Origin of the sequence: Delftia sp. DLF01 (assembly GCF_014852125.1) — a bacterium.
GTDB lineage: Bacteria > Pseudomonadota > Gammaproteobacteria > Burkholderiales > Burkholderiaceae_C > Comamonas > Comamonas acidovorans.
This window is the reverse complement of record NZ_JACVAZ010000001.1, coordinates 78310-98210: the sequence shown is the minus strand read 5'-3', so window position 1 is coordinate 98210 and position 19901 is coordinate 78310. Positions and strand designations below refer to the sequence as shown.

At 67.8% G+C, this 19901-nt stretch carries 21 protein-coding genes and 1 tRNA gene; 11 read left to right on the top strand and 11 right to left on the bottom strand.

The window, feature by feature from the left end; translation table 11 throughout:
* Window positions 1–58: 58 nt before the first annotated feature.
* The 5 genes from ispE to pth all read left to right on the top strand — a co-directional run bounded on the left by ispE (window position 59) and on the right by pth (window position 3585).
* On the top strand, window positions 59–922 hold the full coding sequence (ispE, locus tag IB269_RS00450; RefSeq protein ID WP_096913894.1) for a 4-(cytidine 5'-diphospho)-2-C-methyl-D-erythritol kinase: 864 nt from the start codon (window positions 59–61) through the stop codon (window positions 920–922).
* A 29-nt stretch (window positions 923–951) separates the two neighbouring features.
* Window positions 952–1028: transfer RNA gene (locus IB269_RS00445), tRNA-Gln, on the top strand.
* A gap of 44 nt (window positions 1029–1072) precedes the next feature.
* Window positions 1073–2032 carry a ribose-phosphate pyrophosphokinase gene (locus IB269_RS00440; protein ID WP_012207231.1) on the top strand — a complete coding sequence of 320 codons (960 nt, stop codon included), beginning with the start codon at window positions 1073–1075 and terminating at the stop codon, window positions 2030–2032.
* 173 nt (window positions 2033–2205) lie between these two features.
* Complete coding sequence (locus IB269_RS00435; protein ID WP_013800859.1) at window positions 2206–2835, top strand: 50S ribosomal protein L25/general stress protein Ctc; 630 nt, start codon at window positions 2206–2208, stop codon at window positions 2833–2835.
* Between the two features lie 126 nt (window positions 2836–2961).
* Window positions 2962–3585 (top strand): aminoacyl-tRNA hydrolase, encoded by a 624-nt coding sequence (gene pth, locus IB269_RS00430; protein WP_192366175.1) that lies wholly within the window; start codon window positions 2962–2964, stop codon window positions 3583–3585.
* Between the two features lie 4 nt (window positions 3586–3589).
* Here pth and IB269_RS00425 read toward each other — a convergent pair whose 3' ends face one another.
* Window positions 3590–3853, bottom strand: a complete 264-nt coding sequence (locus tag IB269_RS00425; RefSeq protein WP_192366173.1) for a YfhL family 4Fe-4S dicluster ferredoxin — start codon at window positions 3851–3853, stop codon at window positions 3590–3592.
* A 308-nt stretch (window positions 3854–4161) separates the two neighbouring features.
* Here IB269_RS00425 and IB269_RS00420 point away from each other — a divergent pair, with 308 nt between their 5' ends.
* The 6 genes from IB269_RS00420 to IB269_RS00395 all read left to right on the top strand — a co-directional run bounded on the left by IB269_RS00420 (window position 4162) and on the right by IB269_RS00395 (window position 11171).
* Window positions 4162–5124, top strand: a complete 963-nt coding sequence (locus IB269_RS00420) for an ABC transporter permease (RefSeq protein ID WP_099752818.1) — start codon at window positions 4162–4164, stop codon at window positions 5122–5124.
* Window positions 5121–6044 (top strand): ABC transporter permease, encoded by a 924-nt coding sequence (locus tag IB269_RS00415; RefSeq protein WP_099752817.1) that lies wholly within the window; start codon window positions 5121–5123, stop codon window positions 6042–6044. The genes IB269_RS00420 and IB269_RS00415 overlap by 4 nt, the downstream gene beginning before the upstream one ends.
* A 15-nt stretch (window positions 6045–6059) precedes the next feature.
* Window positions 6060–7112: an ABC transporter ATP-binding protein gene (locus IB269_RS00410; protein WP_063328213.1), complete on the top strand. Its 1053-nt coding sequence runs from the start codon at window positions 6060–6062 to the stop codon at window positions 7110–7112.
* On the top strand, window positions 7109–7966 hold the full coding sequence (locus IB269_RS00405; RefSeq protein WP_192366171.1) for an ATP-binding cassette domain-containing protein: 858 nt from the start codon (window positions 7109–7111) through the stop codon (window positions 7964–7966). The genes IB269_RS00410 and IB269_RS00405 overlap by 4 nt, the downstream gene beginning before the upstream one ends.
* A gap of 129 nt (window positions 7967–8095) precedes the next feature.
* A complete protein-coding gene (locus tag IB269_RS00400; RefSeq protein ID WP_013800854.1) occupies window positions 8096–9589 on the top strand; it encodes an ABC transporter substrate-binding protein in 1494 nt (497 codons plus the stop codon).
* A gap of 100 nt (window positions 9590–9689) precedes the next feature.
* The gene (locus IB269_RS00395) at window positions 9690–11171 is read left to right on the top strand and encodes an amidase (protein ID WP_192366169.1); all 1482 of its coding nucleotides are present in this window, start codon (window positions 9690–9692) and stop codon (window positions 11169–11171) included.
* Here the strand turns inward: IB269_RS00395 and IB269_RS00390 are convergent.
* From IB269_RS00390 to IB269_RS00345, 10 genes are all read right to left on the bottom strand, one after another.
* Window positions 11158–12171, bottom strand: coding sequence for a Bug family tripartite tricarboxylate transporter substrate binding protein (locus IB269_RS00390; RefSeq protein WP_013800852.1), 1014 nt, complete (start codon window positions 12169–12171; stop codon window positions 11158–11160). The two genes, IB269_RS00395 and IB269_RS00390, sit on opposite strands and share 14 nt — an antisense overlap.
* Window positions 12172–12313: 142 nt before the next feature.
* Window positions 12314–13339, bottom strand: coding sequence for an AraC family transcriptional regulator (locus IB269_RS00385; protein WP_192366167.1), 1026 nt, complete (start codon window positions 13337–13339; stop codon window positions 12314–12316).
* Between the two features lie 58 nt (window positions 13340–13397).
* A complete protein-coding gene (locus tag IB269_RS00380; protein WP_192366895.1) occupies window positions 13398–14240 on the bottom strand; it encodes an alpha/beta hydrolase in 843 nt (280 codons plus the stop codon).
* A gap of 107 nt (window positions 14241–14347) precedes the next feature.
* Window positions 14348–14992 carry a LysE family translocator gene (locus IB269_RS00375; protein WP_192366165.1) on the bottom strand — a complete coding sequence of 215 codons (645 nt, stop codon included), beginning with the start codon at window positions 14990–14992 and terminating at the stop codon, window positions 14348–14350.
* 45 nt (window positions 14993–15037) lie between these two features.
* Window positions 15038–15901 (bottom strand): DUF429 domain-containing protein, encoded by an 864-nt coding sequence (locus IB269_RS00370; RefSeq protein WP_192366894.1) that lies wholly within the window; start codon window positions 15899–15901, stop codon window positions 15038–15040.
* Window positions 15902–15915: 14 nt separating this feature from the next.
* Window positions 15916–16797, bottom strand: coding sequence for an EamA family transporter (locus tag IB269_RS00365; RefSeq protein WP_013800847.1), 882 nt, complete (start codon window positions 16795–16797; stop codon window positions 15916–15918).
* 111 nt (window positions 16798–16908) lie between these two features.
* A complete protein-coding gene (folE, locus tag IB269_RS00360; RefSeq protein WP_013800846.1) occupies window positions 16909–17631 on the bottom strand; it encodes a GTP cyclohydrolase I in 723 nt (240 codons plus the stop codon).
* Between the two features lie 129 nt (window positions 17632–17760).
* Window positions 17761–18534, bottom strand: coding sequence for an endonuclease/exonuclease/phosphatase family protein (locus IB269_RS00355; RefSeq protein ID WP_012207248.1), 774 nt, complete (start codon window positions 18532–18534; stop codon window positions 17761–17763).
* 27 nt (window positions 18535–18561) lie between these two features.
* Window positions 18562–19038, bottom strand: coding sequence for a dihydroneopterin triphosphate diphosphatase (nudB, locus tag IB269_RS00350; RefSeq protein ID WP_141835246.1), 477 nt, complete (start codon window positions 19036–19038; stop codon window positions 18562–18564).
* An 8-nt stretch (window positions 19039–19046) separates the two neighbouring features.
* Window positions 19047–19880 carry a CsgG/HfaB family protein gene (locus IB269_RS00345; RefSeq protein ID WP_192366163.1) on the bottom strand — a complete coding sequence of 278 codons (834 nt, stop codon included), beginning with the start codon at window positions 19878–19880 and terminating at the stop codon, window positions 19047–19049.
* Window positions 19881–19901 lie beyond the last annotated feature (21 nt).

Here is a 19901-nt window from a genome sequence, read left to right as displayed (position 1 = left end):
GCGCCTGCTCCATCCCCGCCTGCCGCCCCTGCCTCCTTTTCCTCATCCTCTCCAGCCCATGCGCTCGCTCCACGACGTGCCGGCTCCGGCCAAGCTCAACCTGTTCCTCCATATCACCGGCCGCCGCGCCGATGGCTATCACCTGCTGCAATCGGTCTTCATGCTGTTGGACTGGCATGACACGCTGCATTTCGACAGGCGTGGCGACGGCCAGATCAGCCGCGAGGACCTGTCGGGCATGGCACTTCCTGCCGACGATCTCATCGTGCGGGCCGCACGGGCCCTGCAGCAGGCGACCGGCTGCAGCGCGGGCGTGCACATCGGCGTGGAAAAGCGCCTGCCGGCGCAGGCCGGGATGGGCGGAGGCTCGTCGGATGCGGCATCGACCCTCATCGCACTGAACCGCCTGTGGCAGTTGAACCTGACGCGGCGCGAGCTGCAGCGCATTGCACTGGACCTGGGCGCCGATGTGCCCTTCTTTCTTTGCGGCAACTCCGCCTGGGTGGAAGGCATAGGCGAGCACATCACGCCACTGGAACAGGCCAATGCCCTGCCGCCCCAGCGGTTCGTAGTGGTCAAGCCCGAGGCGGGGCTGGAGACCCTGTCCATCTTCCGCGACGCAACCCTCAAGCGCGATCATGCCCATGCTACAATCGAAGACTTTGCTGCAGATCACTATGGCTTTGGCCAAAACGACTTGCAGCCTGTCGCCGAAAGGCTGCAGCCTGAAGTGAAAAAAGCCATCGATTGGCTAAACTCACTAAAACTGCATGCTAGAATGACGGGCTCAGGAAGTGCAGTATTTGCACCACTGACGCAAACGATTGACTTAAAGGATGCCCCTGGCGCCTGGAACGTCAGAGTTTGCAGCAATCTGCAGGCCCATCCTCTCAAGGATTGGCTGAAAGATGAAAGTTTATAGGCTGTCTGCCTGCGGCAGAAGGCCTGTGTAGGGGAGTCGCCAAGTTGGTAAAGGCACCGGATTTTGATTCCGGCATGCGAGGGTTCGAGTCCTTCCTCCCCTGCCAAACGTCTTTCGCGTCAAGGCAAACCCATCGTACTGGGGCGCTCAATGCATTCACATCATCCTGACATCATGGTCTTCACCGGCAATGCCAATCCTGGCATGGCCACTGAAATCGTTCAGCACCTCGGCACCACGCTGGGCGCAGCCGACGTGGGTCGTTTCTCCGATGGAGAAGTCGCCGTCGAGATCAAGCAGAACGTGCGTACGCGCGACGTCTTCGTCGTGCAATCCACCTGCGCACCGACCAACGACAACCTGATGGAACTGCTGGTCATGGTGGACGCGCTCAAGCGTGCATCGGCCGAGCGCATCTGCGCGGTGATTCCCTACTTCGGCTACGCCCGCCAGGACCGCCGCCCGCGCTCCACCCGCGTGCCGATCACGGCCAAGGTCGTGGCCAACATGCTGCAGGCCGTGGGCGTCGAGCGCGTCCTGACCATGGACCTGCACGCAGACCAGATCCAGGGCTTCTTCGACATCCCCGTGGACAACATCTATGCCACGCCGGTGCTGCTGGGCGATCTGCGCCAGAAGAACTACGAAGACCTGATCGTCGTCTCCCCTGACGTCGGCGGCGTGGTCCGCGCACGTGCGCTGGCCAAGCAGCTCGGCTGCGACCTGGCCATCATCGACAAGCGCCGCCCCAAGGCGAATGTCTCCGAAGTCATGCATGTCATCGGCGACATCGACGGCCGCAACTGCGTGATCATGGATGACATGATCGACACCGCCGGCACGCTGGTGAAGGCGGCCGAAGTGCTCAAGCAGCGCGGCGCCAAGAGTGTCTATGCCTACTGCACGCACCCGATCTTCTCGGGTCCGGCCATCGAGCGCATCGGCAACGGCAACGCCCTGGACGAGGTCGTGGTGACCAACACCATTCCCCTGAGCGCCGAGGCACAGGCCTGCGGCAAGATCCGCCAACTGTCCGTGGCACCCCTGATTGCCCAGACGATCCAGCGGATTTCCACCGGTGATTCGGTGCTGAGCCTGTTCTCTGAATAAAATATCGGCCCCTGTGGTCGGAACCCAGCAAACCTCCTTCGGGAGGTTTGCGCGTTCCGGAGTGGTTTCAGGACCACCCCGGGACACCGCAAGAGCAGCCTGGTCCGCATCGGACAGGCGTTCTTTTATCAACGGATGAGGCTGGTCGCGGTCCATCCATCTAGGAGTTAGTTATGCAATTCGTCGCTTTTGAGCGCGCCAAGCAAGGTACGGGTGCGAGCCGCCGTCTGCGCAATTCGGGCAAGGCCCCTGGCATCGTCTACGGCGGTGCTGCCGAAGCCCAACTGATCGAAATCGATCACAACGCCCTGTGGCACGCCCTGAAGAAGGAAGTGTTCCACTCCAGCATCCTGGACATGGAAGTCAACGGCCAGACCTCCAAGGTCGTGCTGCGCGACGTGCAATTCCACCCCTACAAGCAGCTCATCCTGCACGTGGACTTCCAGCGCGTTGACGACAAGACCAAGGTTCACCTGAAGGTGCCGCTGCACTTCGAAGGCATGGAACAGTCCCAGGCCGTCAAGGTCGAGAACTGCACGATCACTCCCCTGGTCCATGAACTGGACGTGGTGTGCATGCCCGCCCAACTGCCCGAGTTCATCACCGTGGACCTGAGCGGCCTGACTTCCAAGTCCACCCTGGGCCTGCAAGGCGTCAAGCTGCCCAACGGCGTGAAGGCCGTGGTGCGCGGTTCCAACAAGAACCCCGCCCTGATCTCCATCAAGCTGCCCGAAGTGGCTCCTGATGCATCGGCAGCTCCCGTGGCAGCCCCGGCCGCTCCGGCCAAGAAGGGCAAGAAGTAATTCTTGGCTTTCCCTTGCGGTGGCCCCGGCTGCCGCAAACCTGCAAAAGGCCCACCTCGCGTGGGCCTTTTGCATGGGGGAGCACCCTCGCCCGCCGGCTGCGGCCGCCATGGAGATAATCGCCCGATGATCAAATTGTTTGTCGGCCTGGGCAACCCCGGGCCGGAGTATGAGGACACCCGCCACAACGCGGGCTTTTGGTGGATTGATGCGCTGGCGCGCGAACTCAAGGTCCATCTGGTGCCCGAGCGCAGCTACTTCGGCCTCATGGCCCGTGCCAGCGTGCGCGGCGAGAACGTCTGGCTGCTGCAGCCGCAGACCTTCATGAACCTGTCGGGCAAGTCGGTGGGCGCGCTGGCGCGCTTCTTCAAGATCCAGCCCGAGGAAGTCCTGGTGGTCCATGATGAACTGGACTTCGAGCCCGGTCAGGTCAAGCTCAAGCGCGGCGGCAGCCACGGTGGCCACAACGGCCTGCGCGATATCCATGCCCAGCTGGGCTCGGCCGACTACTGGCGGCTGCGCATCGGCATAGGCCATCCGGGCCACAAGGCCGAAGTCGCCAACTGGGTGCTCAAGAAGCCCGCGCCCGACCAGCGCCAGCTGATCGAGGACAGCATCGCCCACTCCCTCAAGGCCTGGCCCGAACTGCAGGCCGGCAACATGGACAAGGCAACCTTGCTGATCCACACCACCAAGCCGCCGCGCCCCAAGCCCGTACGCCCGGCCACGGCCGAGAGCGACAAGGGCTGAACGTTCAGTAAGAAGCGGGAGCCTGGGACTGCAGACGCAGGTACTTCTGCATCAGCGTCTCGCGGTCTTCCACATGGGCGGGATTCACGGGAATGCAGGCCACCGGGCAGATCTGCACGCACTGGGGCTCATCGAAATGGCCCACGCACTCCGTGCACTTGCTGTGCTCGATCTCGTAGTACTCCTCGCCCATGGAGATCGCATCGTTCGGGCACTCGGGCTCGCAGACATCGCAGTTGATGCATTCGTCGGTGATCATCAAAGCCATGGCAGGTCCCTCGCAAGTGCCAGCCACGCTCCGGGCCGGGCGGGCCCATGCGCCCCGAACGGGCCTTGCAGCAAGGTGGCATCAGTCATGCCGCCATTATCCTGTCCGCCACATAAGCATGGAGGCTGCACGGGCAAGCCCGGCGACCTGAAATCGATGGCCGCGTCCCCGTCCATCGGGGCCCTGCCGCTTCAAAGGCCGCTATGCTGCGCGCATGGGCCGTGCGCAGTACCATTCGGGCCCTTCCAAGAACAACCCACCCACTCCGCCGACGTGACCGCCACCCACCCTGCCGAGGCCGATTGCCCATGAGCATCTTTCTGCTCAAGCGCCTGCTGATGCTGGCAGCCACGCTGCTGGGCGCATCGGCCGTGGTTTTCGGCGTGCTGGAAGTGCTGCCCGGCAATGCCGCCCAGACGCTGATGGGCCCCGACGCCGCGCCCGAGGCGGTGCAAGCGCTGGCCGTGCAACTGGGGCTGGACCAGCCGGCCTGGCAGCGCTACCTGCAGTGGCTGCAGGGGCTGCTGCACGGCGACATGGGCCTGAGCTACGCCTATAGCACGCCGGTCAGCGAGCTGGTGCTGGAGCGGCTGGCCGTCACCGTGCCGCTGGCCGTGATGGCCATGCTCATCACGACCGTGCTGGCATTGGCCGCCGGCATCTATGCCGCCTCGCGCCACAACCGCTGGGGCGACCTGGGCGTCATGGGCCTGGCACAGGTCGGCATCGCCATCCCCAATTTCTGGTTTGCCATCCTGCTGATCCTGGTGTTCTCGGTAAAGCTGCAATGGTTTTCCGCCGGCGGCTTTCCCGGCTGGAGCGAGGCCGACGGCGGCGGCCCGCTGCAGGCACTGCAGGCGCTGCTGCTGCCGGCCATCTCGCTGGCCGTGGTGCAGGCGGCCATCCTGGCGCGCATCACGCGCTCGGCCGTGCTGGAGGTGCTGCGCGAAGACTTCGTGCGCACGGCCCGCGCCAAGGGCCTGTCGCGCCGCGCCGTGCTCTGGGGCCATGTGCTGCGCAACGCCATGATTCCCGTGCTCACGGTCATGGGCCTGCAGTTCGCCCAGCTGCTGGCAGGCACCATCGTGGTGGAAAACGTGTTCTACCTGCCGGGCCTGGGCCGGCTGATCTTCCAGTCCATCGCCAACCGCGACCTGATCGTGGTGCGCAACTGCGTGCTGCTGCTGGCGGCCATGGTGGTGGTCATCAACTTCATCGTGGACGTGCTGTACGCGGCCATTGATCCGCGCATCGAAGCCAGCGACGTATGAGCCAGCCGCACAGCCCTCCTTCGCCCCCGCCCTCCGCCTCGCCAGCGGGCCACCGGCCCACGCGGGCCGTCACCCTGGGCGCGCCCGCCGGAGCGGGCCGGCGCATGCTGAGCCACCGCAGCTTCCTGCTGGGAGCGGTGCTGACCGCGCTGCTGCTGCTCACGGCCCTGCTGTCTTTCTGGTGGACGCCGGGCTCTGCCTACGACATGGACATGGACGCCAAGCTGGCTGCACCGGGCGCCCTGCACTGGCTGGGCACCGACGCCTATGGGCGGGACGTGGCCTCGCTGCTGTTCCTGGGCGCGCGCAGCTCCATCCTGGTCGGCGTGATTGCCGTGGGCATCGGGCTGTCGATGGGCGTGGCGCTGGGCCTGGTCGCGGCAGCCTGCAGGGGCTGGGTGGAAGAGGCCATCATGCGGCTGGCCGATTTCAGCTTTGCCTTTCCCGCGCTGCTGTCGGCCATCATGCTCACGGCCGTGTTCGGCGCGGGCATCGTCAACGCCATCATTGCCATCGGCATCTTCAACATTCCCACCTTCGCGCGCATCACGCGGGCATCGGCCAAGGCCGTGTGGGCACGCGAATACGTGCTGGCCGCACGCGCCTGCGGCCATGGCCGCGCCAGCATCACCTGGCGCCACGTGCTGCCCAACATCCTGCCGGTGCTGGTGGTGCAGGCCACCATCCAGTTCGCGCTGGCCATTCTGGCCGAGGCCGCTCTGTCCTATCTGGGCCTGGGCACGCAGCCGCCCCAGGCCTCCTGGGGCCGCATGCTCAGCGAGGCCCAGACCCTCATGTTCCAGGCACCGCTGCTGGCCGTGTGGCCGGGCCTGGCCATTGCGCTGTCGGTGCTCGGGCTCAACCTGCTGGGCGATGGGCTGCGCGATCTGCTCGACCCGCGCCTGTCGCGCCAGCGCTGAGGAAGGCACGCGCCCATGCCCCTGCTCGAAGTCTCCGGCCTCACCATCACCTTGCAGACCCCGCGCGGCCGCGCGCGCGCCGTGCAGAACCTGGAGTTCATCCTGGAGCGCGGCGCCACGCTGGGCCTGATCGGCGAGTCGGGCTGCGGCAAGTCGCTGACCGCCCTGGCGCTGATGGGCCTGCTGCCAGAGCATGCCCAGGTGGACGGCAGCATCCAGCTCAACGGCAAGGAGCTGCTGGACATGGACGAGAACGCGCTGTGCCGCCTGCGCGGCAACCGCATGGCCATGGTGTTCCAGGAGCCGATGACGGCGTTGAACCCCGTGCACGGCATCGGCCGCCAGGTGGCCGAGCCGCTGCGCCATCACCTGCGCCTGGGCCGCCAGGCCGCGCGCGCGCATGCGGTGGCGCTGCTGGAGCGCGTGGGCATTGCCCGTGCGGCCCAGCGCTATGACGACTATCCGCACCAGTTCTCGGGCGGCCAGCGCCAGCGCATCACCATCGCCATGGCCCTGGCCTGCGGGCCCGACCTGCTGATTGCCGACGAACCCACGACGGCGCTGGACGTGACCGTTCAGCAGCAAATCCTGGACCTGCTGCAGGAACTGGTGGCCGAGCATTCCATGGCCCTGCTGCTGATCTCGCACGACCTGGGCGTGATCGCGCAGAACGTGGAGCAGTTGCTGGTCATGTACGGCGGCAGCGTGGTCGAAAGCGGCATGACCGAGGCCATCTTCGCGCGCCGCGCCCATCCCTATACGCGCGGCCTGTTCGCGGCCAGGCCCCAGCTGGACCTGTCCGCCCCCGGCAGCCTGCCGCCGGCCCGGCTGCCCACCATTGCCGGCACCGTGCCCGAGCTGGTGGACCTGCCGGCCGGCTGCGCCTTCGCGGGCCGCTGCAGCTTCACCGAGCCGGCCTGCCACAGCGAGCGCCCGCGCCCCGTGGTACTGGAGCGCCCGCAGCGGCCCACGCCCGCATCCCTGCAGGCCTGGGCACAGCCGCATGTGGTGCGCTGCCTGCGCCCCGAGGCCATTGCACAGGGCCTGCCTGCACAGGAATGCGCATGACAGGGCACCCCCTCCAGGCGCCACCGGGCCAGACGCCACCGGCCGCCGATGCACCCCTGCTGCAAGTGACAGGCCTGGCCCGCAACTACCAGCTGCCGCGCCGGTCGCTGTGGCGCGCGCCGGAGCAGGTGCATGCGCTGCGCGGCGTGGATTTCACGCTGACGGCGGGGCGAAGCCTGGGCGTGGTGGGCGAGTCGGGCTCAGGCAAGTCCACGCTGGCACGCCTGGTCATGGCGCTGGACACGCCCAGCGCCGGCAGCGTGCAGCTGCTGGGCCAGGATCTGCACAGGCTCGGCAACCAGGCCCTGCGCATGGCGCGCCGCGATTTCCAGATGGTGTTCCAGGACCCCTACGGCTCGCTGGACCCGCGCATGACGGTGGAGCACATCGTCTGCGAGCCCCTGACCGCCCAGCCTGCCCCGCCCGAGCGCTCAGCCCGGCGGGACCTGGCCCGCGCCACGCTGGAACAGGTCGGGCTGCGTGCGCAGGATCTGGACAAGTACCCGCATGAGTTCTCGGGCGGCCAGCGCCAGCGCATCGCCATTGCGCGGGCATTGATCACACGGCCCCGCCTCATCGTGGCCGATGAGCCCGTGAGTGCGCTGGACGTCTCGGTGCAGGCCCAGGTGCTGAACCTGCTGCACGATCTGCAGCAGCAGCTGGGCCTGTCCTATCTGTTCATCAGCCACGACCTGGCCGTGGTCCAGCACCTGTGCGACGACGCCATCGTGCTGAGCGAGGGCCGCATCGTCGAGCGCGGAGCGCCGCAGCAGCTGTTCCACGCCCCGCAGCACCCGTATACGCAGGCCCTGGTCCGGGCCGTGCCGCGCATCGCCCTGCAGCACCGGGCCTGAAAGCTGACGGCCGCCCGCGCGGACCAGCCCCCCAGGGCCACGCACCCGTGCGCCGTGGTGTAAAAACACTGCTGCAGGCCGCAGACAGCGGCCCGAGAACCATCTGCAAGAATTTCCGGAGACCTGTTCATGTTCAACCGCCGTTCCCTGCTGGCCAGCTCCGCTGCTGCCGGCCTGCCCCTGCTGATGCCCTGGCCTGCGCTGGCCCAGAGCCGCAAGGACAGCATCACGCTGGCGATGACGCTGGAGCCCCCGGGGCTGGACCCCACGGCCGGCGCCGCATCTTCCATCGGCGAGATCGTGCTCTACAACCTGTTCGAGACGCTGACCAAGATCAACCCGGACGGCAGCGTCTCGCCGCTGCTGGCCGAGAGCTGGGAGGTCTCGCCCGACCTCAAGACCTACACCTTCCGCCTGCGCAAGGGCGTGAGTTTTCAGAACGGCGAGCCCTGCAACGCCCACAGCGTGAAGTATTCCTTCGACCGGGCGGGCGACGACAAGAGCACCAACAAGGACAAGCGGACCTTCGCCTCCCTGTCCACGCGCGTGGTGGACGACCACACCGTGGTCGTGATCAACAAGGACATCGATCCCGACTTCCTCTTCGTGCTCGGCCAGGCGACGTCCATCATCGTCGAGCCCAAGAGCGCGGCCACCAACGCCACGCGCCCCGTGGGCACGGGCCCCTACCAGTTGGGCAACTGGAGCAAGGGTGCCTCGGTCACGCTCACGGCCTGGCCGCAGCACCGCATGGCCTCCGGCCTGCGCATTCGCCGCGCCAGCTTTCGCTTCATCTCCGACCCCGCGGCCCAGGTCGCTGCGCTGCTGGCTGGCGACGTCGATGCCTTCCCGCGCGTGACGCCGCGCAGCGTGGCCCAGTTCAAGGCCAACGGGCGCTTCCAGGTCGTGGTCAGCGGCTCGCGTGCCAAGACCATCCTGGCCATGAACAACGCACGCAAGCCCCTGGGCGACGCGCGCGTGCGCCGCGCCATTGCCGCGGCCATCGACCGCAAGGCCGTGATCGACGGCGCGGGCGACGGCTACGGCCTGCCCATCGGCAGCTACTACGTGCCCACGGCCTTTGGCTATGTGGACACCACGGGCATCAACCCCTTCGACGTGGAAAAGGCCAAGGCGCTGCTGGCCGAGGCCGGCGTCAAGACTCCGCTGGAGCTGACCATGACCCTGCCACCCACGCCCTACGCGCGCCAGGGCGGCGAGGTGATTGCCGCGCAGCTGGCCAAGATCGGCATCCGCGCCAAGCTGCAGAACGTCGAATGGGCGCAGTGGCTGTCGGGCACCTACACCCTCAAGAACTACGACCTGACGCTGATCTCCCATGTCGAGCCCTTCGACCTGGGCAACTTCGCCAAGCCCGACTACTACTGGGGCTACGAGTCCGCCCAGTTCAACGAGCTGTACGACAAGATCAAGAACGCCTCGCGCCCCGCCGACCGCTCGCGCCTGCTGGGCGATGCCCAGCGCCTGCTGGCCCAGGATTGCGTGCACGCCTTCCTCTACACGCCGCAATGGGTCACCGTGGCCAACAAGAACCTGCGCGGACTGTGGAAGGACATGCCCATCTTCGTCAACGATCTCTCGGCACTGTCCTGGGCCACCTGAACCGCGCACCGGCTGAGCCACAGGCGACAGGCGCGCCGGTGGCCCCGGTCCACACTGCGGCAGATCTGCCGCTGAAACCGCCACCCTCGAGGAAGCCGCGATGACTGGAACGACACAGGCCCTGCACGACCTACCCGCCCATGCGCTGCTGCGCGCCTACCGGGAGCGCAGCCTCTCGCCCGTCGAGGTCATGCAAGACCTGCTGGCCCATGTGCAGCGCTGGGAGCCGGCCCTGGGCGCCACCTACCTGCTGCGCCCCGAGGCCGCACTGGCCCAGGCACGCGCCAGCGAGGCCCGCTGGCTGCGCGGCGAGCCGGCAGGCCTGCTCGACGGCGTCCCCGCCACGGTCAAGGACAACATCGCCACGCGCGGCGACCCCACGCCCGTGGGCACGGCCGCCATGCCGCAGGTCGCGGCCCCGCTGGACGCACCGCCCGCTGCGCGCCTGCGCGAAGCGGGCGCCATCCTCTTCGCCAAGACCACCATGCCCGACTACGGCATGCTGTCCTCCGGCCTGTCCTCGCTGCACGGCAACACCTTCAACCCCTGGGATCCGGACAAGACGCCGGGCGGCTCCAGCGCAGGCGCGGGCGCCGCTGCGGCGGCCGGCTACGGGCCGCTGCATGTGGGCACGGACATTGGCGGCTCCATCCGTCTGCCCGCAGGCTGGTGCGGCATCTTCGGCCTCAAGCCCAGCCTGGGCCGCGTGCCCATAGACCCGCCCTATACCGGCCGCTGCGCCGGCCCCATGACGCGCAGCGTGGCCGATGCCGCGCTGATGATGCAGGCGCTGTCCCTGCCCGATGCGCGCGACAGCATGGGCCTGCCGCACCAGGACATTGCCTGGAGCGGCTTCGACATGGACCCCGCCCAGGTGCGCGGCCTGCGCATAGGCCTGCTGCTGGATGCCGGCTGCGGCCTGCCCCTGCAGCCCCGCGTGCGTGCCGTGGTGGAGCAGGCTGCGGCCTGGCTGGAATCGGCCGGCGCCCATATCGAGATCATCCAGCCCTGGCTTACCCGCGACATGCTCGACGGCCTCGACCATTTCTGGCGCATGCGCTCGCATGTGGAAATGCAGTCGCTGCCGGACGCCCAGCGCCGCGTGGTCCTGCCCTTCATCCGCGACTGGGCCGACAGTGCCGGGTCCATCACCGCCACCCAGCTGTTCGTGGCCAGCCAGCAATCGCACCTGCTGCGCGTGGCCACGGTGCGTGCCACGGCGGCCTTCGACTATGTGCTGTCGCCCGTGGCGCCCATCACGGCTTTCCCGGCCCACCTGCCCAGCCCCACCAACGACCCGCTGCGACCGCTGGAGCACATTGCCTTCACCGTGCCCTACAACATGTCCGAGCAGCCCGCCGCGTCCGTGCCCTGCGGGCATGACGGGCAGTTGCCCATCGGCGTGCAGATCGCGGGCCGCCGCTTTGACGACCTGGGCGTGCTGCGGCTCAGCCGTGTGCTGGAGCAGCTGCGGCCGCCGCAGCCTGCCTGGCCACAGCCCCTGCCGCCGGGCCGGGGCACTGGCGACAGCGAAGACAGGGCACAGGCGCGGGCACGAGCAGTGCCGGCTACTCCAGCCTGATTCCCGCATCCTTGACGATGCGCGCCCAGCGCGGCAGGTCGCGCGCCATGGCCGCTGACAGCTCCTCGGGCGTGCCGCCCACCGGGCGCAGCCCCATGGCCGCCAGGCGGCCGCTGAGTTCGGGCGAGGCCACGATGCGCCGCACCTCGGCCGAGAGCTTGTCCACGATGGGCCGGGGCGTTCCCGCCGCCACGAAGGTGGCAAACCAGCCATTGGCCTCGAAGCCCGCCAGCCCCAGCTCGGCAAAGGTGGGCACCTCGGGCAGCGCCGGATGGCGCTGCATGCCGGTGATGGCCAGGATGCGGATCTTGTCGGACTTCAGGTGCGCATTGGCCGAGGACACGTCGATGAAGCCCGACGACAGCTGCCCGCCCAGCACATCGTTGACCAGCGGCGCCGCGCCCTTGTAGGGAATCAGCGCCAGATCCAGCCCGGCCCTGGCACGCAGCAGCTCGCCATGCATGTGCGAGGAGGTGCCGTTGCCGTAGTTGCCGTTGCTGTACTTGCCCGGATGGGCCTTGACCAGGGCGATGAACTCCTGCAGCGTCGTGGCCGGCACGTCGCGCGGCACCACGAACAGGTCCGAGGACAGGGCCACCTGCGATACGGGAGCAAAGTCCTTGAGCACGTCATAAGGCATCCTGGCGTACAGCGCCGGCGACTGGATCATGGCCGTGATCCCCAGCAGCAGCGTATAGCCATCGGGCGCCGACTTGGCCACCACATCGCCGCCGATGATGCCGCTGGAGCCCGGCCGGTTCTCCACCACCACGGGCTGGCCCCAGGCCTGGCTCAGTTGCTGGGCAATGATGCGGCCGATGATGTCCGTGCCGCCACCCGCCGGATAGGGAATCACCATGCGCAGCGGCTTGGATGGATAGGCACCGCCTGCCGGCTGTGCAAAGGCGATCGGCGATGCCGTTCCCAGGGCGGCACCCAGTGAGGCGCTGGCGGCGCATGCCAGCGCTGCCCGCAGGCAGCCGCGTCGGCTCGATTCCATGGCTTGTCTCCTTGTCCTTCGGTGCTCCGCCCTCGTTGGCGGGGCGGTGTGCCCTGCCGCAGTGGCAGGGTCCATGGACAGTGTGGCCACCGGGCCTTCAGCCACCAATCGCCGATCGTCTCAAAATGATTGGCAAAAAAGATCAGCGGCCGCGATGCTGGGCCTGCCGGTAGGCGCCCGGCGGCAGGCCGGTCCAGCTCTTGAAGGCGCGGTGAAAGGTGCTGGCCTCCGCAAACCCCACGCGGGCCGCGATGTCGGCCAGGGTCAGATCCGGGCGGTTCAGCAATTCGATGGCGGCGTCGCGGCGCAGGTCGTCCTTGAGGGATTGGAAGCCCAGGCCTTCGTCGCGCAGGCGGCGGCGCAGCGTCTGCGGTGTCATGGACAGCGCGGCGCCCACCTGCTCCAGCGAAGGCAGCTCCCCCGCCAGATCGCGGCGCAGCAGGCGGCGGATGCGCTCGCCCAGGCGCGTGCGGTCTCGGTAGCGGATCACCAGGCCCATGGCCGCCTGGTCCAGGAATTCGGCCAGGCTCTCCGGGGTCTGCACCACGGGCAGCTCCAGCCAGCGCGCATCGAACTCCAGCCCTGTGAAGTCGCGGTCCCGCTGCAGCGGCGCCAGGAACAGGCGCTGCGCCTCCGTGCCATACGGCATGCTGGCTCCGGCCGGCGCGCACACGCCCGTCAACTCAATCCTGCGCGACACCAGCCAGGACATGACGCCATAGCCCAGAAAGCAAAAGGAACGCTCGGCATAGGCCAGCGGCGCATCACGCTCGCGCAGCGACACCATGGCGATGCGGGCCACGCCATCCACCACCTGCAGCCGGGGAGCGAAGTCCCGCAGCACCAGGCGGTAGAAACGCAGCCCGGCCTGCAATGCCTCGCCCAGCGTGCGGCAGGGTAGCATGGTGCGGCAGGCCTGGGCAAAACTGCCCACGGGCAGCGGATGGCGGCACAGGCCCCACAACTCGTCGCGGCAGACGCGGCGCAGCACGCGGATCAGCGCCGCGTACTGCGCCTGGGTCACGCGCGACAGCGGCGCATCCAGCAGGGCCGGCGCAATGCCGGCGCGGCGCAGGATGGCTGGCACATCCATGCCATTGCGCTGCACGCCCTGCACGATCTGCAGGACCTGGGCAATGGCAATGGTGTGGGCCGTGGTCTGTGGCATGGGCTTGGTGGAGACGGCGTCAGATGGGCAGGTCAAGGCCTGCCCGCCATTGTCTCCATCAATGGCCCAGATATCGATCCAGGAATCCCAGCACCCGCTGCTCGTAGGGCTTGGGCGCGTAGTCGTACAGGTCCACATGCGCGGCGCCTTCCACCATCCACAGCGCCTTGGGCTCACGCGCCGCATCGAACAGCTCACGCGTTTCTGCGGGCGTGGTGTGCCGGTCCTGCAGGCCGGCCGCGATCAGCACGGGAGCGCCCAGCGCCTTCACATGGTCGATGGGACGCAGTTGCGCCAGCTCCAGATGCAGGCGCAGCGGCAGCTGCCACGCCAGCAAGGGCGTGACCACGTCCGCCAGCCAGCCGATGTGCGCGCGCACGCGGTTGTCTATGGCCTGCCGGATGTCAGGGAACACGGACTCCAGCACCACCGCATCCGGCCCCGGCTCCACATGGGACAAAAGCAGGGCCGCGCCGCCCAGCGATGTGCCGATCACCGCCACCTTCTCGCCCGGCAGCTGCTGCCGCACATAGGCCATGGCGGCACGCACGCCTGCACCCTCGACCATGCCGAAGCTGATGCGCTCGCCACTGCTTTCGCCGTGCGCGGGCAGGTCGATCAGGCAGACGGAGTACCCCTGCCGACGGAGCATGCGCGCACGCGCCAGCATGGCCAGCCGGTCTGCGTACACGCCGTGCAGCAGCAGCACGGCACCATGGCCCGGCTGCCCCTTGGCGAACCAGCCCCGGACCTGCCCGCCCTCGTCGGTGGGCAACTGCAGCGTCTGGACCGGCCAGTCCGCGGGCGGCGCGCCGACAGGCTGGTGGTCCGGCTGGCTCAACAGGCTGCCCACCAGCCAGGCCGCCACCATCAGCAGGGCCAGTCCGGACAATCCGGCCATCAGCAAGGCGGCAGACCATGAAAGATTGCGCAATCGGGAAAGCATGGCGTGGACTGTGCCACGGCCCGGCCCTTGCGCCGTGGCCCGCAGCGAAAAGCAGAGTATTCCTAACGCTGCACCAGGGCCAGCCGCACGGCCATGCCCAGGAAGACCAGCCCGGCCACGCGGTTGAGCCAGTTCTGGGCGCGCACGGAGCGCTGAAGCAGCACGCCGAACCAGCCCGAACAGCAGGCGATGGCGCCGAACACCAGCAGCGCCGCCAGCATGAACACGCAGCCCAGCACCATCACCTGGGTGGCCACGCTGCCGCGCCCGGGGTCCGCGAACTGCGGCAGAAAGGCCAGGAAGAAGATCAGCACCTTGGGATTGGTGAGGTTCATCACCACGCCACGCCCCACCCAGCGCAGCGCCCGTGCGGGGGTCAGCGGGTCGGCTGCGCCGGCCTGCGGTATCTCGCCCGGCCGGGCCACGGCGCGCAGCGCGCCCCAGGCCAGCCAGGCCAGATAGGCCGCGCCGCACAGCTTGATGGCGGTGAACAGCAGGGGCGATGCAGCCACCAGCGCAGCCAGTCCCAACGCAACCGCCGCCGTATGCACCACCAGCCCCAGGCACAGGCCCAGCACCACGCACAGCCCCACGCGCCAGCCGCGCTGGGCCGATTGCATGAGCACGAACAGGTTGTCAGGCCCCGGGCTCAGGCCCAGCAGCACGGCCACGCCAAAAAAGGCCAGCAGGGTTTCAAAGGTCGGCATCGCTTCTCTCTTTTCGATTCATCGCATGTTCCAGCGCGGCTTGGGTCAGGCTTGCGCCGTGACGATCCAGCCTTCCAGCGGATCCAGGTCGTGCGGCAGCCCGTAGAGCGCATCGCTCTGCGCATGGCGGGCTGCGGCCCAGGCGGCCTGCAGCATGCAGATCACGGCGTCCAGCCGGTCTCCGCTGCCGTCCGCCAGCAACTGGTTGCGGGTTTCTTCGGCGTCGATACGCAGGCGCAGCGCCAGCGGGTTGTCGCCGCTCTCCAGCGCCGCCAGCAATTGCACACGCGCCTGATGGCGTTCGGGCGTTTGCCGCACGGGTTCGTCGCTCTTGTAGCTGAGGCGGCCGATCACGGCACGCGCCAGCATGCCCGGGTAGGCTTCCAGTGCCACGCGGCGCGCATCGCCTTCGCCGGGCGGCTGCAGGCCCGGCAGATGCACGCCGGCCGCGCGCAGCAAGGGCAGCCCGGCATGCAGCATGTAGGCCACGGGCGGGTTCACCCATTTCATGGAAGGGCTGGCCCCCGCAGGCCCGTCCGTGGCGCGGTGTGCGAACTTGCCGCCTGCGGGCCGCGCCGCACAAAAGGCCTTGAACTGCTCGCGTATGGCCTGGCGCGTGAGGCCGGCATAGTGGTCCATGCAGGCCGTCCAGTCCGTGGGCCAGGCGAGTTGCTCCACCAGTTCGCGCGGCAGGCCAAAAGGCAGGTCGAATCCGCCCACCCAGGCCGACTGCGCCGACTGCGCCGCATCGGCGGGCCGGGCCAGCCAGGCGGCCCATGCGTCCAGCGAGGCGAACTCCAGCAGCTCCTGCAGGACCACCGTGTCGCCAGCCAGCAGACGGCCCAGGGCCATGGTGATGGGCTTGCGCGCCGTAGGCCGGCTGCTGAAATCGCAGCCCAACACCCGCATTGCAGCCATGGCGCTCAGCCCAGGCCCAGCGCCGTCACGCCGACGGCAATGCACACCGCGCCCGCAATGCGCGCCAGGCGGTCGCCTTCGCGCAGCATGTGCCCGCCGATCAGCGCCGCGAACAGCATGGAGACTTCGCGCGCAGGCGCCACGTGCGACATGGGTGCATCCTGCATGGCGTAGAGCACCAGCACATAGGCGATGGGGCTGATCAGCGCCACCAGGGCCGCGAAGCGCCACTGCGTGCGCCACAGGCTGCGCGCAGTGGGCAGGTCGCGCAGCACCACGGGAGCGAGCAGGAACACGCGCACGAAGTTGCCCATGTAGTCGATGAGGATGGGCGACATCAGCAGCATCTTCACGCCGTAGCCGTCCACCACGGTGTAGCTGGCGATGAAGGCGCCCGTCAGCAGGCCGTACCACAGGCCCAGCCGCAGCCGCTCGCGCGCTTCGGGGTCATGGCGTGCGCGCAGCAGGCCGGGGCCGCCCGCGATCAGGAACACGCCAACCACCACGCCGGCAATGCCCAGCACGCCCAGCGAGGAGATCTGCTCCCCCAGGAAGACCACCGCCACCATGGACGACAGCAGCGGCCCAGAGCCACGCGCCAGCGGATAGACCACGGTGAGGTCCGCGCTGCGGTAGCCGCGCAGCAAGGTCACGTAGTAGGCCACGTGCAGCAGGCCGCTGGCCAGCACCACCAGCCATTCGTTGCGGCCCCATGTGGGCACCACATCGCGCCCCACCCACCAGCCCAGCGGTGCCCAGATCACCATCATGATGACCGAGGTGAAGAAGGCGAAGCGCGAATCGCCGCCCGCCTTCTTGGCCACGATGTTCCAGCCGGCATGGATGAGGCCGGCAATGATGATCAGGGCAAAGGCTTGCAGCGACATGGTCAGGTCCGGGGAAAGCGGGGCTCGGGCTTGGCGCGGGAAAGAAAAAAGGCCGCGCACTGCGCAGCCTGGGGTCTTGTCTGAGGCGTCCGGGGACGCCACCCCGGGGAGTTACCTGCGGCTGGACACCAGCGAGAGGAACTCGCGGCGCAGTTCAGGATTGGTGAGGAAGGCGCCGCGCATGACGGAGTTCAGCATCTTGCTGTCCATCTCGCGCACGCCGCGCCAGGACATGCAGAAGTGCGAAGCCTCCATGACCACGGCCAGGCCGTCAGGGCGGGTCTTGTCGAGGATCAGGTCGGCCAGCTGGATGATGGCCTCTTCCTGGATCTGGGGGCGGCCCATGATCCAGTCCACCAGCCGCGCGTACTTGGACAGGCCGATGACATTGGTGTTCTTGTTGGGCAGCACGCCGATCCAGATCTTGCCTATCACCGGGCACAGATGGTGGCTGCAGGCGCTGCGCACCGTGATCGGGCCGACGATCATCAGCTCGTTGAGGTGCTCGGCATTGGGGAACTCGGTGATGGCGGGCTGCGCCACATAGCGGCCACGGAACACCTCGTTGACATACATCTTGGCCACGCGGCGCGCCGTGGCGCGCGTGTTGTGGTCGTGCGTGGTGTCGATGACCATGCTGTCGAGCACGCCCTGCATCTTGTCCTGGACTTCGTCGAGCAGCAGCTCGAGTTCACCGGGCTCGATGAATTCGGAGATGTTGTCGTTCGCATGAAAGCGCTTTTGCGCCTGCTTCAACCGTTCGCGGATCTTGACCGAGACGGGGGTGCCCTCGGCCTGGCTGTCTTGTTTCATGTCGACGAGTTCTCTGAACATGGCTGGCATGGTAACAGCGAAACCCGCGGCATGGCACGCAAGGGATTTTCCACCCAAACGCAGGTTCTGCCCGCGCTGAAAGCTATCATTTCAATAGCAAAAGAATGGCTTGTGTGACAGAACCCGGGGCTAGAGGCGGAATTCGGCAATCAGCGGCAGATGGTCGGACATGCGCCACCATATGCGTCCCTTGGGCACATGCAGGCCCAGCGGGGTGAGGCCACGCACGTAGACATGGTCCAGCTGGGCCAGCGGCAGGCGCGAGGGATAGGTGGGCACGCTGGGCAATTCGTCGTATTCGTACAGGCCGAAACCGCCGAGCATGCGCTTGATCTGGCCACCCCAGTCGTTGAAGTCGCCCGCCACCACCACGGGCGCGCCGGGCGGCACCTCGCGCTCGATGAAGCGCTTGAGCTGGGAGACCTGGCGCACGCGGCTGCCGGGGATCAGGCCCAGGTGCACCACGATGGTGTGCACACGCCGGTTCTGCACCTCCACCTCCACATGCAGAAGGCCCCGCTGCTCGAAGCGGTGGTCGGAGATGTCTTCGTGCTGGTGGCCCACCACGGGCCAGCGGGTGAGCAGCGCGTTGCCATGCTCGCCATGGCGCGTGTAGGCATTGGTGCGATAGACGGCCTCGTAGCCCAGGGGAGCCAGATACTCCGCCTGCGACACCTGGGGCCAGCGCTCGAAGTAGGCGGCCTCCTTGTGGTTCATCTTGCGCACTTCCTGCAGGCAGACGATGTCGGCATCGAGCTGCTCCACAGCGTGTCCCAGGTTGTGGATCTCCAGGCGGCGCACGGGACCCATGCCTTGCACGCCCTTGTGGATGTTGTAGGTCGCGACGCGCAGTATGGACGGGCCGGGGTCCACCTCGTGGGAGGATTTCACGTTGTCAGTCATAGGCGGTCAGGAACACAGGGATCGGGATCAGTCCAGCTCCAGTGAAGCGAATCGCGGCAGCATCAGGATGGCTTCCGCATTGGACGGGGAGTAGCAGCGCTCGGCAGCGCCATGCCAATGATGCCAAGCAGATGCGGTATGTTCCCTCGGATTCAAGAACACAGGGGTGTAGGACGGAATCCGCAGGCCGAAAACCCTCTCGCGGTTGTGCCATACACCGGGCGCATAGCGGTGCTGCCAGGCCGGGTAGATGGTGTAGATGTTCTCCAGCGCCCAGTCCTGCAGCAGGCAGCCGGGCGCCTCGGGGTCGATGCCGGTTTCTTCCCGCACCTCGCGCACTGCGGTCTCGCGCCAGGACTCGCCTTCATGGTCCTTGCTGCCCGTCACCGACTGCCAGAACTCCCCGCCCTCAGGCGCCGGTGCCGTGCGGCGCATCAGCAGCACCTGCCCGTCATCGCGGTAGATGACGACCAGCACCGATTCAGGGATCTTGTAGCCTGGCATGGCAGGCATCAGCCCTTGCCCTGGACCGCCTTGGTCGCCACGGGCGGTGGCAGATCCTTGGCCTGCAGCGCGCGTACCTGATGCACGAGCTGGTTGTGCGCATCCAGAAAGGCGGCGGCGATGACCTTGCCCTCGTTGGTATTGCTCCAGCCCGCGCCCGCCGCGCCCAGGCGGCCCAGCACCATGCCGCCCACGCCCAGATCGGTGGTGCGGGCCGCACCCGTGGCAGCGGCCACCTGCTCGGTGGTTTCGTTGTCCGACAGCAGCAGCGCGGTCTGCGCCTCCTTGAACTTGACCTGCTCGACCATGCCGGCCAGCCCTGCGATGTCCCGCAGCACCGGAATCATGGCAACCACGCCGGCCAGGCCCCGGCCCGCGTCCTGCTCGCTGAAGGTCAGGCTGGGCGTCAGCGTGTATTGCGCCTCATAGCCACGGCCCTTGCGCACCGTGGAGTTCTCGCGCAGCACGCCGGCGTTCTTCAGGTCCTGCTCCTGCACCGTGCCGCGCAGGCCCGCTCCCCGGTCCACCACACGAAAGCACCCGCTTTGCTGGGCCAGCAGCTTGATCAGCGGCACGGGCGAGGCGGGCAACTGGTAGCCCGACCCCATGACGTAGCCGTTGGGATTCTCGGCCAGGGCCAGCGTGGCCACGGGCGCGTCGCAGCGCACGAGTTCGCGCGAGCCATTGTTCGCGCCCAGGGGCCCGGCGGAGCCGGTGATCTCCGAGCCGCCCTGCCCCAGCTCGGTCTTCTTTTCCCCGCAGCCGGACAGGCCCAGCCCTGCCAGCCCTGCCAGCCCTGCCAGCACAGCCAGCGCCACCGATGCAATGCCTTGAAAACGCATGAAAGCTCTCCGCAAAAAGAA

What these genes read in the sequence shown, in the direction of transcription:
- IB269_RS00420 (WP_099752818.1), top strand. Translation starts at nt 4,162, where the DNA reads ATGAGCATCTTTCTGCTCAAGCGCCTGCTGATGCTGGCAGCCACGCTG.
- IB269_RS00385 (WP_192366167.1), bottom strand. Translation starts at nt 13,339, where the DNA reads ATGCCACAGACCACGGCCCACACCATTGCCATTGCCCAGGTCCTGCAG.
- IB269_RS00415 (WP_099752817.1), top strand. Translation starts at nt 5,121, where the DNA reads ATGAGCCAGCCGCACAGCCCTCCTTCGCCCCCGCCCTCCGCCTCGCCA.
- IB269_RS00355 (WP_012207248.1), bottom strand. Translation starts at nt 18,534, where the DNA reads ATGACTGACAACGTGAAATCCTCCCACGAGGTGGACCCCGGCCCGTCC.
- IB269_RS00370 (WP_192366894.1), bottom strand. Translation starts at nt 15,901, where the DNA reads ATGCGGGTGTTGGGCTGCGATTTCAGCAGCCGGCCTACGGCGCGCAAG.
- IB269_RS00395 (WP_192366169.1), top strand. Translation starts at nt 9,690, where the DNA reads ATGACTGGAACGACACAGGCCCTGCACGACCTACCCGCCCATGCGCTG.
- pth (WP_192366175.1), top strand. Translation starts at nt 2,962, where the DNA reads ATGATCAAATTGTTTGTCGGCCTGGGCAACCCCGGGCCGGAGTATGAG.
- IB269_RS00405 (WP_192366171.1), top strand. Translation starts at nt 7,109, where the DNA reads ATGACAGGGCACCCCCTCCAGGCGCCACCGGGCCAGACGCCACCGGCC.
- IB269_RS00400 (WP_013800854.1), top strand. Translation starts at nt 8,096, where the DNA reads ATGTTCAACCGCCGTTCCCTGCTGGCCAGCTCCGCTGCTGCCGGCCTG.
- IB269_RS00435 (WP_013800859.1), top strand. Translation starts at nt 2,206, where the DNA reads ATGCAATTCGTCGCTTTTGAGCGCGCCAAGCAAGGTACGGGTGCGAGC.
- ispE (WP_096913894.1), top strand. Translation starts at nt 59, where the DNA reads ATGCGCTCGCTCCACGACGTGCCGGCTCCGGCCAAGCTCAACCTGTTC.
- IB269_RS00365 (WP_013800847.1), bottom strand. Translation starts at nt 16,797, where the DNA reads ATGTCGCTGCAAGCCTTTGCCCTGATCATCATTGCCGGCCTCATCCAT.
- IB269_RS00380 (WP_192366895.1), bottom strand. Translation starts at nt 14,240, where the DNA reads ATGGCCGGATTGTCCGGACTGGCCCTGCTGATGGTGGCGGCCTGGCTG.
- IB269_RS00390 (WP_013800852.1), bottom strand. Translation starts at nt 12,171, where the DNA reads ATGGAATCGAGCCGACGCGGCTGCCTGCGGGCAGCGCTGGCATGCGCC.
- folE (WP_013800846.1), bottom strand. Translation starts at nt 17,631, where the DNA reads ATGTTCAGAGAACTCGTCGACATGAAACAAGACAGCCAGGCCGAGGGC.
- IB269_RS00410 (WP_063328213.1), top strand. Translation starts at nt 6,060, where the DNA reads ATGCCCCTGCTCGAAGTCTCCGGCCTCACCATCACCTTGCAGACCCCG.
- IB269_RS00425 (WP_192366173.1), bottom strand. Translation starts at nt 3,853, where the DNA reads ATGGCTTTGATGATCACCGACGAATGCATCAACTGCGATGTCTGCGAG.
- nudB (WP_141835246.1), bottom strand. Translation starts at nt 19,038, where the DNA reads ATGCCAGGCTACAAGATCCCTGAATCGGTGCTGGTCGTCATCTACCGC.
- IB269_RS00440 (WP_012207231.1), top strand. Translation starts at nt 1,073, where the DNA reads ATGCATTCACATCATCCTGACATCATGGTCTTCACCGGCAATGCCAAT.
- IB269_RS00345 (WP_192366163.1), bottom strand. Translation starts at nt 19,880, where the DNA reads ATGCGTTTTCAAGGCATTGCATCGGTGGCGCTGGCTGTGCTGGCAGGG.
- IB269_RS00375 (WP_192366165.1), bottom strand. Translation starts at nt 14,992, where the DNA reads ATGCCGACCTTTGAAACCCTGCTGGCCTTTTTTGGCGTGGCCGTGCTG.